Raw genomic sequence first — 16182 nt, forward strand, 5'->3', positions numbered from 1 at the left:
ATCCCGGTCCGATTCGACCGGTTCGCACCGGCAACGCGCACGCGGGTAGGGGTGAACGGCGCAACGTGTTCGTAACCGCCGCGCGACCGCCGCGTCACGGGCCGATAGTTTCATGTGATTACACATTGATTCACGACATGAGAAACGAGGACGGGTTCATGGGTGAGACCGCCGAGTACCTGGTCGTCGGGGGCGGGCTGGAGGGGCTGGCCATCGCCTGGTCGCTCGCCGACCGGGGCGTCACCGACGTGCTCGTGCTGGAGCGGGCCACGCTGTGCTCGGGGATGACCGGCAAGTCCAGCGGGGTGGTGCGCTGCCACTACGGGGTGCCGTCGCTGGCCGCCATGTCCTGGTACGGCGTCGGAGTGTTCGGCGCGGCGCGCGACATCCTCGACGACGACCTCGGCTTCCGCCGCTGCGGCTACGTGGTCGGCGTCGGCCCGGAGAACGTCGACCCGCTGAAGGCCAATGTGGCCATGCAGCAACAGCTCGGCATCGACGTCGACTTCATCGGCCACGACGAGATGGCCGAGCTCTGGCCCGGGCTGCGGCTGGACGACTTCGCCGCCTTCGCCCACGAGCCGCTCGGCGGCCGCGGCGAGGCGTACCTCACCGGCATGGCCTACGCCGCCGCCGCGCGCAGGCTCGGGGTCCGGATCCGGCAGGGGACCGAGGTCGCGGAGCTGCTGCGCACCGGCGACAGCGTCACCGGCGTGCGCACCACCGCGGGCGAGACCATCGCGGCGGGCACCGTGATCCTGGCCGCCGGACCGTGGGTGCCCGCGCTGACCGCGCCGCTCGGCCTCGAGGTCCCGGTCCGCGCCCAGCGTGCCCAGCTGGTCCTGGTCGACCAGGGCGAGCCGACCCCCGAGGTCCCGGTCCTCTCCGACCTCGCGAGCCTGCAGTACCTGTGCCGCGAACCGAACGGCGAGCTGCTCGCGGGCAACAGCGACCACACCGAGGTCGAGTACCTCGACCCGGACGACTACCAGGACCGCGCCGACGACAGCACCGTCGAGACGGTGATCGGCAAGCTGGACCACCGGCTGCCCGCCATGCCGGACCCGCGGGTCACCGGCAGCTACGTCGGCGCCTACGACGTGACCCCGGACTACAACCCGATCATCGGCCCCGCCCCGCTGCCCGGGCTCTTCCTGGCCACCGGCTTCTCCGGGCACGGCTTCAAGATCTCGCCCGCCGTCGGGCGGCTCGCCGCCGAGCTGCTGCTCGACGGCGCCACCACCCTGCCCAACGTCGACCCCGCCGATTTCCGCCTCAGCCGCTTCGCCGAGGGTGCGCCGCTCACCAGCCCGCACCCGTACCTCGGCGCAGGCGAGATGCGCTGACCACCAGGAGCACCCGCATGTCCGCCGACACCGCCACCGTGTCCACCCTCCCGACCACCACCCCGTCGCTGCGCGAACTGGCCGCGGAGGCGGGCACCACCTTCGTGCTCGCGCTCTTCACCACGCTCTCCGGCAAGCCCTGCGCCAAGCTGGTTCCAGTGCAGGCGATCGACCAGCTCGAGCAGGACGGCGTCGGCTTCGCCGGGTACGCCGCGGGGATGATGGGCCAGCAGCCGCGCGACCCCGACCTGGTCGCGCTGCCCGACCCCGGCTCGTTCACCCCGATCCCGTTCGTCCGGCCCGGGCTGGCGCTGGTGCACTGCACCCCGCACGTCGAGGGCACGCCGTGGCCGTTCGCGCCGCGGGTGATCCTGCAGCGCACACTGGCCCGCGCCGCGGCCATGGGGTACGCGGTGAACGTCGGCGCGGAGATCGAGTACTTCCTGGTCGACCGGGCGAGCGGCAGGCTGGCCACCGCGGACGCCGCCGACATCAGCGCCCAGCCCTGCTACGACGCCCGCGACGTCACCAGGATGTACGACCACCTGACCGAGGTCTCGACGGCGATGAACGCGCTCGGCTGGGGCAACTACGCCAGCGACCACGAGGACGGCAACGGCCAGTTCGAGCAGAACTTCGACTACGCCGACGCCATGACCACCGCCGACCGGGTGATCACCGCCCGCTACCTGCTCTCGGTGATCGCCGAGAAGCGCGGCATGACCGCGACCTTCATGCCCAAGCCGTTCACCGACCGGACCGGCTCCGGCATGCACCTGCACCTGTCGCTGTGGCGCGGCGATGCCCCGCTCTTCCCCGGTGCCGACCCGCAGGGGCTCGGGCTCTCGCCGCTGGCGTACTCGTTCGTGGCGGGCATCCTGGACCACGCCTGCGCGCTGCAGGGCGTGATCGCGCCGACGGTGAACTCCTACAAGCGCACCGGCGCCACCTCGACCACCAGCGGCGCCACCTGGTCGCCGCGGCGCGCCACCTACGGCGGCAACGACCGCACGCACTTCCTCCGGGTGCCGGACGGCAACCGGGTCGAGCTGCGCGGCGCCGACGGCTCGGCCAACCCGTACCTGGCCGCCGCCGCCACCATCGCGGCCGGGCTGGACGGGGTCGAGCGCGCCGCGCACCCGGGCCCGCTCGGCGCGGGCGCCGCCGCCGACCTGCCGATGACGCTGGTGCACGCCATGGACGCGCTGGAGGCCGACCCGGTGCTCACCGGCGCGCTCGACATCGCGGGCCCCGGCGTCGCCGCCTACTTCGCCCAGGCCAAGCGCGAGGAGTTCTTCGCCTGGCACAACACGGTCTCGGACTGGGAGATCGACACCTACCTCACCGCCTTCTGAGAGGAGCGCCATGTGCGGAATCGTCGGGCTTCACCTGCGTGATGCCACGCTCTACCCCCGGCTGGGCGAGCTGCTCACCGGGATGCTGGACCAGATGTGCGACCGCGGGCCGGACTCGGCCGGGATGGCGGTCTACGGCGACCCGGTCTGGTCGCCGCCGGGGCACACCACCGTCTCGGTGCTGGACAGCCCGCTGCAGGCCGCGGAGCTGGCGGCGGTGCTGAGCGCCGCGCTCGGCGCGCCGGTCGAGGCGCACGACCTGGCCCCCACCGTGGTGCTGCACGGGCCGGTGGCGCACGAACCGCTGGTCGCGGCGGTGCGCGCGGCCGTGCCCGCGGCCAGGGTGATCGGCTTCGGCGCCGACCTGACCGTGCTCAAGGGCGTCGGCAACCCGACCGAGCTGGCGCACCGCTTCGGGCTGCCCGCGGCGCAGGGGTGGCAGGGGGTGGCGCACACCAGGATGGCGACCGAGTCGGCGGTGACCGCGGAGGGGTCGCACCCGTTCTCGGTGGGGCCGGGGCAGTGCCTGGTGCACAACGGGTCGTTCAGCAACCACATGAGCATCAGGCACGAGCTGCGACGCGCGGGCGTCGAGTTCGACAGCGAGAACGACACCGAGGTCGGGGCGCGGTTCGTCGCGCAGCAGCTGGCCGCGGGCGCCGACCTGGAGAAGGCGCTGCTGCTGCTCAACGAGGTCTTCGACGGCTTCTACACGCTGCTGGTTTCGACCGCCGACTCCTTCGCGGTCGTCCGCGACGCCATCTCCTGCAAGCCCGCGATCGTCGCGGAGACCGATCGCTGGGTGGCGATGGCGTCGGAGTACCGCGCGCTGGCCGAGCTGCCCGGCGTGGCCGACGCCAGGATCTTCGAACCCGAACCGGAAGAGGTGTACGTATGGCGCCGACCGTGATCTCAGAGCCTGCACCTGCTGCCTGCATTATCGACGCGACGGCCGAAGGGGTGCGCGCGGTGAACGCGCTGCTGGCCTCGCCGGAGCACCCGGCCACGCTGACCATCACCGACCCGCGCGGGGCGCACGCCCTGGCCTGTGGGCTGAACGCGGACATCGACATCACCGTCGAGGGCCACGTCGGCTACTACTGCGCGGGCATGAACCAGCACGCCACCGTCACCGTCAACGGCAGCGCGGGGGTCGGGGTGGCGGAGAACATGATGTCCGGCACCGTGCGGGTGCGCGGCGACGCCTCGCAGTCGGCGGGCGCCACCGCGCACGGCGGGCTGCTGGTGATCGAGGGCAATGCCGGTGCGCGCTGCGGGATCTCGATGAAGGGCGTCGACATCGTGGTCGGCGGCGACATCGGGCACATGAGCGCCTTCATGGGGCAGGCGGGCAGGCTGGTCGTGCTCGGCGATGCCGGTGAGGCGCTGGGGGATTCGCTCTACGAGGCCAGGATCTACGTGCGCGGCCGGGTCGCCTCGCTCGGCGCCGACTGCGTGCGCAAGGAGCTGCGCCCCGAGCACCGCGCCGAGCTGGCCGAGCTGCTGGCCGCGGCCGGTTTCGACGCCGACCCGGCCGAGTTCACCCGCTACGGCTCGGCCCGCGAGCTGTACCACTTCCACGTCGACAACGCGACCGCGTACTGAGGAGGCCCCCGATGACCGGAACCCTGCCGAGGGAATCCGCCACCTTCGACCGCGGCGTGATCGCCGAGATCCAGCGCGCGGCCGAGACCGGCATCTACGACATCCGCGGCTGGGGCGCCAAGCGCAGGCTGCCGCACTTCGACGACCTGCTCTTCCTCGGCGCCTCCATGTCGCGCTACCCGCTGGAGGGATACCGGGAGCGCTGCGCCACCGATGTGGTGCTCGGCGACCGCAACGCGAAACACCCGCTGCACCTCGACATCCCGATCACCATCGCGGGCATGAGCTTCGGCGCGCTCTCCGGCCAGGCCAAGGAGGCGCTCGGCCGCGGCGCGAGCGCCATGGGCAGCTCGACAACCACCGGCGACGGCGGCATGACACCCGAGGAGCGCGGCCAGTCGAAAAACCTGGTCTACCAGTACCTTCCCTCGCGGTACGGGATGAACCCGGACGACCTGCGGCAGGCCGACGCCATCGAGATCGTGCTCGGCCAGGGCGCCAAGCCGGGCGGCGGCGGCATGCTGCTCGGGCAGAAGATCACCGAGCGGGTCGCGGCGATGCGCACGCTGCCGCGCGGCGTCGACCAGCGCAGCGCCTGCAGGCACCCGGACTGGACCGGGCCGGACGACCTCGCCATCAAGATCCTGGAGCTGCGCGAGATCACGCAGTGGGAGAAGCCGATCTACATCAAGGTCGGGGCGAGCCGCACCTACTACGACGTCAAGCTCGCGGTGAAGGCCGGGGCGGACGTGGTGGTGGTGGATGGGATGCAGGGCGGCACCGCCGCCACCCAGGAGGTGTTCATCGAGCACGTCGGGATTCCGACGCTGGCCGCGATCCCGCAGGCGGTGCAGGCGCTGCAGGAGCTCGGGGTGCACCGGAAGGTGCAGCTCATCGTCTCCGGCGGGATCCGCACCGGGGCCGACGTGGCCAAGGCGATGGCGCTCGGGGCGGACGCGGTGGCGATCGGCACCGCCGCGCTCATCGCGCTCGGGGACAACAGCCCGCGCTACGCCGCCGAGTACGCCGCGCTCGGGAGCGCGGCGGGCAGCTACGACGACTTCCAGGAGGGGCGTGATCCGGCCGGGATCACCACCCAGGACCCGGAGCTCGCCGCCCGGCTCGACCCCGTCGCGGGCGGCCGTCGCCTCGCCAACTACCTGCGGGTGCTGACCATGGAGGCGCAGACCCTCGCCCGCGCCTGCGGGAAGTCGCACCTGCGCAACCTGGAGCCGGAGGATCTGGTCGCGCTGACCGTCGAGGCGTCGGCCATGGCGCGGGTGCCGCTCGCTGGCACCTCCTGGATCCCCGGAGCGGTGGGGTGAGGGGCGTGCGCATGCGCCCTGCCTCGGGCCTGCTGACCAGGGCAGCGTGGTGACCGGGTTGTTCGCGGTGGCGAATGCCGCGCGGGCGTTCGACCCCCTGTGGGGCCAGATCTCGACCGTCGGTCGTGACCCCCGGACCGGCGGGTATCGGCGATTCGCCTGGGCCGACGCCGATCTCACGCTGCGCGAGTGGTTCACCGGCTGCGCGGCGGCCCGCGGCATGGACGTGGAGGTCGACCGCAACGGCAACCTCTGGGCCTGGTGGCTCCCGCCCGGCTGGACCGGGGAGCCGGAGAACGCCTTCGTCACCGGCTCGCACCTGGACTCGGTCCCGGACGGCGGCGCCTTCGACGGCCCGCTCGGCGTGGTCTCCGCCTTCGCCGCGGTCGACCTGGTGCGCGCGCGGGGCATCACCCCGCGCAGCCCGATCGCGGTCACCTGCTTCGTGGACGAGGAGGGCGCCCGCTTCGGCGTCGCCTGCATCGGCTCCCAGCTCAGCGCGGGCGCGCTCACCCCGGAGCGGGCCCTGCGGCTGCGCGACGGCGACGGCATCACCCTGGCCGAGGCGCTGCGCCGCGCGGGCCGCGACCCCGCCGCGCTCGGCCCCGACCCGCTGCTGGAGCGGCGGATCGGCGTCTTCGTCGAGCTGCACGTCGAGCAGGGCCGCGCGCTCGACCTGGTGGACCGCCCGATCGCGCTCGCCTCCTCGATCTGGCCGCACGGCCGCTGGGAATTCACCTTCACCGGCGAGGCCAACCACGCGGGCGCCACCCGCCTGGTCGACCGCCGCGACCCCATGCTCACCTTCGCCACCGCCGTGCACGCCGCCCGCAGCACCGCCGAGAAGCACCGCGCGGTGGCCACCTTCGGCAAGGTGCTGGTCGCCCCGAACGGCACCAATGCCATCCCCTCGGCGGTGCGCGCCTGGCTGGACGCCCGCGCCGCCGACGAGGCCACGCTCACCGCCCTGGTCACCGAGATCGAGGAACTGGCGGCGCGGGCGGCAGGCGCGGACGGCATCGGCTTCGCGGCCGCGGCCGAATCCCGCTCACCGATCGTCGAGTTCCCGCCCGAACCGCGCGCGAAGCTGAGCGCCGCGCTCGCGCACCTCGGGGACGTCCCGGTGATCCCCACCGCCGCGGGCCACGACGCGGGCGTACTGGCCGAGCGGGTCCCGACCGCCATGCTCTTCGTCCGCAACCCGACCGGCGTCTCGCACTCCCCGCACGAGTTCGCCGATGCGGTCGACTGCCACCGGGGCGCGGCGGCGCTGGCGGAGGTGATGGCGGCCTGGGTCCGCTGAAACAGAGAGCACTGCTCTTGACTCGGTGCCGCACCTCGTGGAACACTTCTCTCAACAGAGAGCAGTGCTCACAGAGGAGAGATCATGAACGCCGAGACCCGCTACCTCGCCCCCGCAGGCGGCGACAACCTCTTCAACCGGCTCGTGCGCAAGCTCGCGCGGTGGGGCATCAGCCTGGCCGGCTCCCAGGAACTCGCCGTGCGCGGCCGCAAGAGCGGGGAGTGGCGCACCGTCCCGGTGAACCCGATGGAGATCGACGGCGTCCGCTACCTGGTCTCCCCGCGCGGCCACACCCAGTGGGCGCGCAACCTGCGCGCCGCGGGCGGCGGCGAGCTGCGGCTCGGCCGCAGGGTGCAGCCGTTCACCGCGGTCGAGGTGCCGGACGCGGAGAAGAACCCGCTGCTCCGCGAGTACCTGCGCCGCTGGGGCTGGGAGGTCGGCCGCTTCTTCGACGGCATCGACAAGAACGCCACCGACGAGCAGCTGGCCGGGATCGCGCCCGGTTTCCCGGTCTTCCGGCTGAGCTGACTCAGCCGCGCCGGATCAGGAACTCGATCGCGGCCGCGTAGCCGAAGACGCCCATCCCGGCCACCACCGCCGTCGCGATCGGCGAGACGAAGGAGTGGTGCCGGAACTCCTCGCGGGCGTGCACATTGCTGATGTGCACCTCCACGATCGGCAACTCCGGGATCACCAGCGCGTCGCGCAGCGCCACCGAGGTGTGCGTGAGCCCGCCCGGGTTGATCACGATCCCGGACTCCACGCCGCGCGCGGCGTGGATCCGGTCGATCAGCGCCCCCTCGGAGTTGGACTGGAAGGCGGTGACCTCGCGGCCGTACCGCTCGGCGGTCCTGCGGCAGAGCGCGACCACGTCGTCCAGGGTGTCCGAGCCGTAGACCTCGGGCTGCCTGGTGCCGAGCATGTTCAGGTTCGGGCCGTTGAGCACCAGGATCGGGCCGTGAGCGGACATGTGGGCCACCCTACCGGGCGGCGCTCACAGGTCCTTCGGCCCTTCGGCGCGCAGGTCGTCCACGGTCTTCATGGCCGTGCGCAGCTCCGCCAGCCAGGATTCGGCGTGCTTGCCCGCCAGCCGGACCGTCCAGGCCAGCGCGTCCGCCCGCGACCGCGCGACCCCGGCGTCGACCAGGGTGTCGAGCACCTTGCGCTCCGGCTGCCGCAGCCGGGTCATCACCGGCACCGCCAGGTGGGTGAAGAGGATGCGCTCGCCGTCCACCGTGATGCCCCATGCGACATTGCGGCGGTAGCGGTGCTGCGCCTCCTCCGCGATCCGCATGCGCGCCGAGCGGGTGCCCTCGCGGAACCGCGCGATCGCGCCCTCCTTCGTCGCGGCCGGGATCTCCGCGCCCTCGCCGGGCTCGTCGCCGGGCGGCGTCAGCCGGAGCTCGCCGACCACCACGATCTCGTCGCGGTCGATCTCCAGCGTCGGCGCGCCGACGAACCACTCCTGCGGCAATCTTCCGGCAAACCAATCGGCTGCATCCGCCGCATCCGGGAGATCGGCCTGCTGCCACCCGCCCGGCCTGCCGAACCCGCGTCGCTGTCCGTGTCCCATGACGTCACCTACCTGTCCGCTGTATTGCAGTGATTACAAGATTACGTCGCTACGGGGCTTACCGGGTTCTGCTCAGCGCGAACACGCCCGGGCTCCACCCGAAACGCCGAAGCGGGCGGTTGGTGGCCCGCCCGCGCGGCGCGGCCGGTACGGTAGCGGCGCCGGTTGTCTCGACTGCGCCGGGCGAAGGTCATGATCGGCCCCCGGCTCGCCGGGTTGGGGCACAATGAAGGTGCTGAGCATGCGTGGCGTCCCCGGTGCTCGAGGTCGCCTGCGGAGACTGGTCGAATACGGTTGTCTTGTTGCTGAAGTGACAAGAGTGAAGAGTGGGCGGACATGGATGTGTGGGGATCCCGTCGCTTTCGCCTCCGGAGCGCCCTGGCGCTCGTTGGCGTCGCGGCTGTCGCGATCGCGATGGGATCATGCGGTGTGCACGAGCAGGCGAACGAGGCGGAGGCGGTGGTCGAACGGTTCACCGAGTTGCTCGACGACCGGGACTACTCCGGTGCCGCGCAGCTGACCTCCTACCCCGCCGCCGCTTCGGCAACCCTCAAGCAAATGTTCGAGGGGCTGGATCCCGGCACCGTCGACTACACCAAGACCCAGTTCATCGGCCTCGACGGCGAGTCGGGGATGTACAGCATGGACGTCGACTGGTCGTTCGGCGAGAACAAGGAGTGGCGCTACTCGCTGCAGGGCAATGTGCGCAAGCTCGCCATCGGCTGGCGGATCTCCTGGGAGCCGAGCGTCGTCATGCCGCCGCTGCAGAACAACCGCACGGTCCGGCTGGTCCGCACGCTGCCCGCGCCCGCGCCGAAGGTCGTCGACATCGCGGGCGCGCCGCTGATGACCGAGCAGAACATCAACGTGGTCAAGCTGGACCCGGCCCGGATCGGTGACCCGGTGGCCTCCACCGACGCGCTGGCCCGCGTCATCGAGCCGGTGGCCCCGCTGATCACCGGCCCCTCGCTCATGCAGCAGCTCGCCACCTCGCAGGGCAAGCCGGTGGTCGCGGTGAACCTGCGCGACGGCGACTTCGCGATCCTGGAGTCCGACCTGGTCGCGGTGCCCGGCGTCGTGATCGAGAAGCAGCCGCGGCTGATCTCCGCCGACCGCAGGGTCTGGTCGCCCATGCTGGACGCGCTGCGCAAGGTGCAGCAGGAGAGCCAGGAGGCGCACTCCGGCTGGGGCGTGCAGCTCTTCGAGCCGGACGGGAAGTTCGCCGGGCAGGTCGCGGGCTTCCAGGGCCCGCCGGGGCCGGACATCGCGGCCACCATGGACCAGCGGCTGCAGCGCGCCGCCGAGGACGCCGTGGTCAGCTCGGCGACGCCCGCCTCGATCGTCGCCATCCAGCCGTCCAGCGGCGCCGTCGTCGCGGTGGCGCAGAACAGCCAGGCCAGCGAGCACGGGCCGGTCGCCTTCACCGGGCTCTACCCGGTCGGCGGCACCTCGGAGCTGTTCCGCCAGGTCGCCTCGGTGGCGCACGGGAAGCCGCCGCAGGAGGTCACCGGGCAGGAGGCCGCCGACGCGGCGGCGCTGCTCGGGGTCGGGGTCGATTTCCAGGTGCCCGGGCTGGACGAGGTCACCGGGCGGCTGCCCGGCGGCCGCGGCGCCGAGCAGGTGAGCCAGAACGGCGGCGGCGACGCCATCCTGGCCAGCCCGTTCGGCATGGCCATCGCCACCGCGGCGGTGGCGCGCGGGGCGCTGGCGCCGCCGATGATCGAGGTCGGCCGCCCCGGGGCCACCGACGCCCCGCTCGGCGGGCTGAACCCGGAAATGGTCGACCGGCTGCGCGGCCTGCTGCGCGAGGGCACCGACCGCCCCGACTTCGCCCCGGTGCGCGGCTACCGGGACGTCACCGGGCTCACCGCCACCGCGGGCGCCGACGGCTGGCTCCTCGCCACCATGGGCGACCTGGCCTTCGCCATCCACATCGACGCGGTCGACAGCGGCAATGCCGCCGCGCGGATGGCGGCCCGCATGCTGCAGTCGCTCGCCGCCCCGGACTCCTGACCCCGGCTCCGCGCGGCCGGCCAGGGACAGGTCAGCCCAGTGCGGAGACCGCGGCGCGCCAGCCGAGTAGGAAGAGCGCCAGCACCCCGGCCGCGACCAGCACGAAGCTGAAGGCGGTGCCCTGACCGGAGACGGCGCGCAGCGCCATTCCGCCCGCCAGCGTGACCGCCCAGATCAGCACACCGGTCGGCCAGAGCGCCGAGCCGTCGAAGGCGGCGGCGGTGCGCCTGGCCAGCAGCAGCGCGCCGAGCCAGCCGAGCGCGAGCCCGGCGGCGAACGGCCACACCGTGCGCAGCAGCCCGGCCAGCACCGCCTCCTCGTGGCTGCGCCTGCCGATGGCGCAGAACAGGATCACCAGCACGACGTCGACCAGCAGCGGCACCAGGGTCCTCACGGGCTCCGAGGGTACCGACAGATCGGGCCCGCACTCAGCGCGGCAGGCCGACCGGGCTCGCGGGCAACCTCCGGTGGTCGACGCGCGGGCCGCCCGGCCGGGTCAGAGCGGGCGGCGGGATTCGAACTCCCGCTCGTACTCCGCCTCGTCGGCGTGCGGGGTGCGGAAGAGGAAGGCGAAGACGATCCAGCCGACGATCGCGACCAGCACGAAACTCACCGCGCGGTAGACGAAGGCGGCGGCGACGGCCTGCGCCGCGGGCAGCCCGGCGGCGGCGGTCAGCGCGTAGATCAGGGTGGCGTCCACGTAGACGATGCCGCCGGGCGCGAACGGGATCGAGCCGACCGCCTTGCCCGCGGCGAAGGCGATGAGCAGCCCGGCCCACACCGGGTCGCCGCCGATGGCGTAGCAGGCGGCGCCGAGGCAGGCCACGTCGGCGAGCCGGTGCACCACCGCCCACACCCCGACCAGCGCGCCGTCGCGCGGGCTCAGCCGCACCGACTCCAGCTGCCCGAGCACCTCCCTGACCTTGGCGACGCCGTTCTCCGGCGGCCGCTTGCGCACCCGGTTGACCACCCCGACCGCGCGCCGGAGCAGCGCCTCCAGCGAGCCGGGCCTGCGCGCCAGGTAGTTGCCCGCGGTGACCAGCGCCGCCACCGCGGCCAGCGAGAGCACCAGCTGGGCCGGGCCGATCCGGTCGCCCGCCAGGATGGCGCCGCTCACCCCGAGCAGCGCGAGCCCGGCGGCCGCGACCACCCCGGAGAAGACCAGCTGCCAGGAGGCGACCACCGGGTTGGCGCCCCAGCGCCTGGTCTGCCGGTAGGTGAAGGCGGTGGAGAAGACCTGCCCGGCGGGCAGCGTCACCGACATGGCGGTGGCGCCGTAGACCACGGCCACCGAGCGCAGCTGGCTCACCATCACCCCGCCCGCGCGCAGCAGCTGCTTCTGCACCCGGCCGAAGCCGCTCATGGAGAGCGCCTGCAGGAAGACGCAGAGCGCCACCCAGCCCCAGTGGATCTCGGTGAGCTTCTGCCAGCTCTCGTGCAGCCGCGGCCAGAGGTAGATGCCCTCGCCGACGAGCAGCGCCAGCACCGCGGTCCCCAGGGTCAAGCGCAGCCAGCGGGAACGGGCCGAGCGCTTCGGGGCACGGCGCGCCGGGGTCTGCACCCGATCGCCGTTGGCCGTCACTGTCTCAGCCTATCCAACGCGCCTGTTCCAGGTCGGCATCGCCGCTCGCCCCCGCCCCCTCCCGCGGCCAGGCCAGCAGCGTCATCCGGCGCCTTCCGCGCAGCTGGACCTCCTCGCCGGTGACCCAGAAGCTCTGCTCGGCGTCGTCGGCGAAGTACAGCGCACTGCCCGAGGCCAGTACCCGCTCCGGGCGGTCCTTGGCGAGTTCGGTCAGGCGCGAGGCCTCGTTCACCGGGTCGCCGATCACGGTGTACTCGAAGCGGTTGGCGGCGCCGATATTGCCCGCCACCGCCAACCCGGCGGAGACCCCGATGCCGATGTCGAGGCCGGGCACCCCGCGCAGCGTCTCGCGCAGCTCGCGGGCCGCGGCGAGCGCGGCGGTGGGGGCGTCCGGGCGGTCCAGCGGGGCGCCGAAGATGGCGAGCGCGGCGTCGCCGACGAACTTGTTCACGAAGCCGTGGTGCCGGTCGATGACGTCGACCACGATCCGGAAGAACTCGTTGAGCAGGCTGACCACCTCGGTCGGCGGCCGCTCGGCGGCGGTGGCGGTGGAGCCGACCATGTCCACGAAGAGCACCGCGACGAACCTGGTCTCGCCGCCCAGCTCGGTGCCGTAGTCGAGCGCGCGCTGCGCGACCTCCTCGCCGACGTGCCTGCCGAAGAGCTCCTGCAGCTGGCGGCGCTTGGCCGCCTCCTCCATCATCCGGTTGAAGCCGACCTGCAGCAGCCCGATCTCGCTGCCGTCGAACACCTCGACCTGCACGTCCACCGAGCCGGCCTGCACCCGGTCGATGGCCTGGCTGAGCTGGCGCACCGGGTCGGAGATGCTGGAGCCGGTGAGCATGGACAAAGCCAGCGCCTGCAGGATCACCACGCCGCAGAGCAGCAGGATGGAGACGGCCAGCGACTGCGCGGAGAACTTCACGTCCGAGGAGATCTGGGTGACGCAGAGCAGCACGATCGCGATGGTCGGCGCGAAGGTGCCCATGCCCCAGGTCATCGCCATCCTGGTGCCGACGCCGGGCGTCAGGGTGTGGTCGAAGGTGCCCTCGGTGAGCGCCTGTGCCGCCACCGGGCGCAGGATCCGCTCGCCCAGCATGTAGGTGAAGCCGAAGACGATGGTCGCCGCCATGCACTGGGTGACGATCACCGCTAGCGCCAGCTCCGGCGAGTCCAGCAGGATGAAGGCGGTCAGGATCGCGCCGCCGACCAGCCAGATGAGCAGGTGCACGATGGCTTGGCGCAGCGGGGCGTGCAGCGCGGCCATCTGCTCGCGCCTGCTCGGCGGCCCGCCGCGCATCTGCCAGCGCATGACCGGGCGCAGCATGAGCGCCGAGGCGGTCAGGCTGAGCACCCCGCCCGCGCCGAAGACGATGGCAGGGACCAGCAGCCCGGTGCGCCGCGCGCCGCTCTGCTCGCCCTCGGGGACCGGCAGCCCGTACTGGATGAAGGCCCAGACCAGGATGGCGCCGAAGGCATTCGCCAGCAGCATGGAGGTCAGGTAGATCGGCCACCGCGTTCGCATGGTCTGTTTGACCGCTGCGATTGCTTCGAGGGGCGCCGACACGTCACACAATCTAGCGTTTCGAATCCGGGCGCACGGCAGGCGGCGGGTGCGGCGGATACGCTCGCGGAATGACCGAGGCAGGGGCGGAGCAGGCGCGGCGGCCCGCGGACGCGGTGCACCCGCTGGTCCGGCAGAGCGCGGAGTGGGCCTGGCGGCTGCTGGTGATCCTGGTCGCCTTCCTCGCGCTCGCCATGATCGTGCAGCGGATGGCGACCGTGGTCATCCCGCTCGCCATCGCGCTGCTCGCCGCCGCGCTGCTCGCCCCGCTGGTGGACTGGATGCAGCGCCGCGGGCTGCCGCGGGCGGTCGGGGTCTCCGTCACGCTGCTCGGGTCGATCGGGCTGGTCGCCGGGATCCTGACCTTCGTGGTCGAGCAGTTCGTCGACGGCGTGCCGCAGCTCTCCGACGAGGTCACGAACAGCATCCACACCATCCAGGACTGGCTGATCCACGGCCCGGCGCAGCTCAGCGACGACCAGATCCGGGGCGCGGGCGACACCATCGTCCGGGCCATCGAGTCCAATCAGGACAGCCTGACCAGCGGCGCGCTCACCACCGCGACGGTGGTCGGGCACATCCTCACCGGCACCTTCCTCACCCTGTTCATCCTGATCTTCTTCCTCTACAGCGGCGACCAGATCTGGGAGTTCGTCACCAGGATCGTGCCGACCGGGCAGCGCGCCAGGGTGCGCACCGCGGGGCTGCTCGGCTTCGGTTCGCTGGTCGGCTTCGTCCGGGCGACCGTCGTCGTCGCCGCGGTGGACGCCGTCGGCATCGGCGCCGGGCTGGCGATCCTCGGGGTGCCGCTCGCCCTCCCGCTCGCCTCGCTGGTCTTCGTCGGCGCCTTCATCCCGATCATCGGCGCCTTCCTGGCCGGTTCCATCGCGGTCTTCATCGCGCTGGTGACCAAAGGTTTCGTCACCGCGCTGATCGTGCTCGGCATCATCATCGCGGTCATGCAGCTGGAAGGGCACGTGCTGCAACCGCTGCTGCTCGGCCGCGCGGTGAGCATCCACCCGCTGGCGGTGGTGCTGGCGATCACCGCGGGCGTCGTGCTCGGCGGGATCGTCGGCGGGTTGCTCGCGGTGCCCCTGGTCGCGGTGTTGAACACGGCCATTCGCTCGCTGCTCGCCGGGGAGCCGGAGGAGATGTTCTCCGAAATCCACACCGTCACCGCCGAACACGGGCTCTACGATGCCGAGCCGGACGACATGCCCGCCCCGGACCGGCTCGAGCTGGGCACCATCGCCGCCGGGGAGGTGGCGAAGGTCCGGCTGCGCAAGGGCGAGGACGCGGGCCCCGGTACGGACAGCGCCGATGCGCGACCCGAACCGAGCTGACGCGACGGACGCCGCCGTCGCCCCACTCTGGCGCGCCGCGCAGGCTTTCCGCCTCGTCACCCTGCTCTACGCGATCGGGCAGCAGGTCGCCTCGGTGCCGAACTACACCAACCAGCGGCTGAGCTGGGTGTTGATCGCGCTCATGGCGGTGTGGTCCGGGGTGAGCGCGCTCATGCTCTCGCAGTGGCACTTTCCCGACGTGGCGCAGCGGCTGCGGATCTGGGTGGTGGTCGGCGACCACGTGGTCGTGATCCTGCTCATCGCCGCCACCCGGCTGGTCGCCGACTACGACTGGTACCACGGCCACCAGACCCTGCCGACCACGCTCTGGGCCACCAACGCGGTGATCTCCGCCGCCATCCTGCGCGGGCCGGTGGCCGGGGTGCTCTCCGGGCTGCTGATCGCCGCGGTCGCGCTGACCGTGCGCGACCAGTGGGGCAACGACGTCTGGGCCGACGCCACCGTCCCGGTGCTGGTCTCGGTCGGGCTCGCGCTCGGCCTCGCCGCGGAGACCGCGCGCCGGGCACAGGGCCAGGTGGAGCGGGCGGTGCGGCTCACCGCCGCCGCCGAGGAGCGCGAGCGGCTCGCCCGCGAGGTGCACGACGGCGTCCTCCAGGTGCTCGCCTACATCAAGCGCCGCGGCACCGAGATCGGGGGCCCCACCGCGGAGCTCGCGCGCCGGGCCGGCGAGCAGGAGGTGGCGCTGCGGGTGCTGCTCTCCGAGCAGGGCGGGCGCCGGGCGCGCGGCGGCGCAGGCGACGAGGTCGACCTGCGGCCGCTGCTCACCGCGCAGGCCCGCCCCGACGTCTCGGTCTCCACCCCCGGCGAGCCGGTGCTGCTCGACCGCGCGGCCGCCGCGGAGCTGGACGGCGCGGTGCGCAATGCGCTGGCGAACGTCGCGCAGCACGCCGGGGCGGAGGCGAAGGCCTATGTGCTGCTGGAGGACACCGGGGACGAGCTGATCGTGAGCGTGCGCGACGACGGGGTCGGGATCGCGCCGGGGCGGCTGGCCGAGGCCGAGGCGGAGGGGCGGCTGGGGGTGTCGCGCAGCATCGTCGGCAGGCTGGCCGCGCTCGGCGGCACCGCGGTGCTGCTCACCGAGGAGACCGGCGGGGTCGGGTTCGGGACCGAGTGGGAGTTCCGGATGCCGGTGCGGCGGGTGGCACCATGAAC

The 16182-nt window shown here is 72.8% G+C and carries 15 protein-coding genes; 10 read left to right on the forward strand and 5 right to left on the reverse strand.

Annotated elements, in window-relative coordinates:
- Positions 1-158 precede the first annotated feature (158 nt).
- From ACFUUZ_RS15005 to ACFUUZ_RS15035, 7 genes are all read left to right on the forward strand, one after another.
- Entirely contained in the window at positions 159-1346 is a 1188-nt protein-coding gene (locus ACFUUZ_RS15005) for an NAD(P)/FAD-dependent oxidoreductase (protein ID WP_378696352.1), read from the forward strand.
- A 17-nt stretch (positions 1347-1363) separates the two neighbouring features.
- Positions 1364-2701, forward strand: coding sequence for a type III glutamate--ammonia ligase (glnT, locus tag ACFUUZ_RS15010; RefSeq protein WP_378696354.1), 1338 nt, complete (start codon positions 1364-1366; stop codon positions 2699-2701).
- Positions 2702-2711: 10 nt separating this feature from the next.
- Positions 2712-3611, forward strand: coding sequence for a glutamine amidotransferase family protein (locus tag ACFUUZ_RS15015; RefSeq protein ID WP_378696356.1), 900 nt, complete (start codon positions 2712-2714; stop codon positions 3609-3611).
- On the forward strand, positions 3596-4306 hold the full coding sequence (locus ACFUUZ_RS15020; RefSeq protein WP_378696358.1) for a protein glxC: 711 nt from the start codon (positions 3596-3598) through the stop codon (positions 4304-4306). The genes ACFUUZ_RS15015 and ACFUUZ_RS15020 overlap by 16 nt, the downstream gene beginning before the upstream one ends.
- A gap of 11 nt (positions 4307-4317) precedes the next feature.
- Positions 4318-5631, forward strand: coding sequence for an FMN-binding glutamate synthase family protein (locus tag ACFUUZ_RS15025; RefSeq protein WP_378696360.1), 1314 nt, complete (start codon positions 4318-4320; stop codon positions 5629-5631).
- Between the two features lie 46 nt (positions 5632-5677).
- Complete coding sequence (locus tag ACFUUZ_RS15030; protein ID WP_378696362.1) at positions 5678-6934, forward strand: allantoate amidohydrolase; 1257 nt, start codon at positions 5678-5680, stop codon at positions 6932-6934.
- Positions 6935-7018: 84 nt separating this feature from the next.
- Entirely contained in the window at positions 7019-7462 is a 444-nt protein-coding gene (locus tag ACFUUZ_RS15035; RefSeq protein ID WP_378696364.1) for a nitroreductase family deazaflavin-dependent oxidoreductase, read from the forward strand.
- Between the two features lies 1 nt (position 7463).
- On the opposite strand, the gene aroQ is transcribed toward ACFUUZ_RS15035, so the two are convergent.
- Both aroQ and ACFUUZ_RS15045 read right to left on the reverse strand, forming a co-directional pair.
- Positions 7464-7904, reverse strand: a complete 441-nt coding sequence (gene aroQ, locus ACFUUZ_RS15040) for a type II 3-dehydroquinate dehydratase (RefSeq protein WP_378696366.1) — start codon at positions 7902-7904, stop codon at positions 7464-7466.
- Between the two features lie 24 nt (positions 7905-7928).
- Positions 7929-8507 carry a hypothetical protein gene (locus ACFUUZ_RS15045; protein WP_378696368.1) on the reverse strand — a complete coding sequence of 193 codons (579 nt, stop codon included), beginning with the start codon at positions 8505-8507 and terminating at the stop codon, positions 7929-7931.
- Positions 8508-8936: 429 nt separating this feature from the next.
- Between ACFUUZ_RS15045 and ACFUUZ_RS15050 the strand changes: the two genes are divergently transcribed.
- The gene (locus ACFUUZ_RS15050; protein ID WP_378696370.1) at positions 8937-10520 is read left to right on the forward strand and encodes an NTF2-like N-terminal transpeptidase domain-containing protein; all 1584 of its coding nucleotides are present in this window, start codon (positions 8937-8939) and stop codon (positions 10518-10520) included.
- A 31-nt stretch (positions 10521-10551) separates the two neighbouring features.
- Here the strand turns inward: ACFUUZ_RS15050 and ACFUUZ_RS15055 are convergent, their stop codons facing one another.
- The 3 genes from ACFUUZ_RS15055 to ACFUUZ_RS15065 form a co-directional block, all read right to left on the reverse strand.
- Positions 10552-10914, reverse strand: a complete 363-nt coding sequence (locus tag ACFUUZ_RS15055; RefSeq protein ID WP_378696372.1) for a DUF3054 domain-containing protein — start codon at positions 10912-10914, stop codon at positions 10552-10554.
- Positions 10915-11016: 102 nt separating this feature from the next.
- The gene (locus tag ACFUUZ_RS15060; RefSeq protein WP_378696374.1) at positions 11017-12102 is read right to left on the reverse strand and encodes a YbhN family protein; all 1086 of its coding nucleotides are present in this window, start codon (positions 12100-12102) and stop codon (positions 11017-11019) included.
- A 4-nt stretch (positions 12103-12106) separates the two neighbouring features.
- Positions 12107-13627 carry an adenylate/guanylate cyclase domain-containing protein gene (locus ACFUUZ_RS15065; RefSeq protein ID WP_378696376.1) on the reverse strand — a complete coding sequence of 507 codons (1521 nt, stop codon included), beginning with the start codon at positions 13625-13627 and terminating at the stop codon, positions 12107-12109.
- Between the two features lie 110 nt (positions 13628-13737).
- Here ACFUUZ_RS15065 and ACFUUZ_RS15070 point away from each other — a divergent pair, with 110 nt between their 5' ends.
- On the forward strand, positions 13738-15009 hold the full coding sequence (locus ACFUUZ_RS15070; RefSeq protein WP_378696378.1) for an AI-2E family transporter: 1272 nt from the start codon (positions 13738-13740) through the stop codon (positions 15007-15009).
- The gene (gene macS / locus ACFUUZ_RS15075) at positions 14987-16180 is read left to right on the forward strand and encodes a MacS family sensor histidine kinase (RefSeq protein ID WP_378696380.1); all 1194 of its coding nucleotides are present in this window, start codon (positions 14987-14989) and stop codon (positions 16178-16180) included. The genes ACFUUZ_RS15070 and macS overlap by 23 nt, the downstream gene beginning before the upstream one ends.
- Positions 16181-16182 lie beyond the last annotated feature (2 nt).

Origin of the sequence: Nocardia sp. NPDC057353, assembly GCF_042667085.1 — a bacterium.
Taxonomy (GTDB): domain Bacteria; phylum Actinomycetota; class Actinomycetes; order Mycobacteriales; family Mycobacteriaceae; genus Nocardia.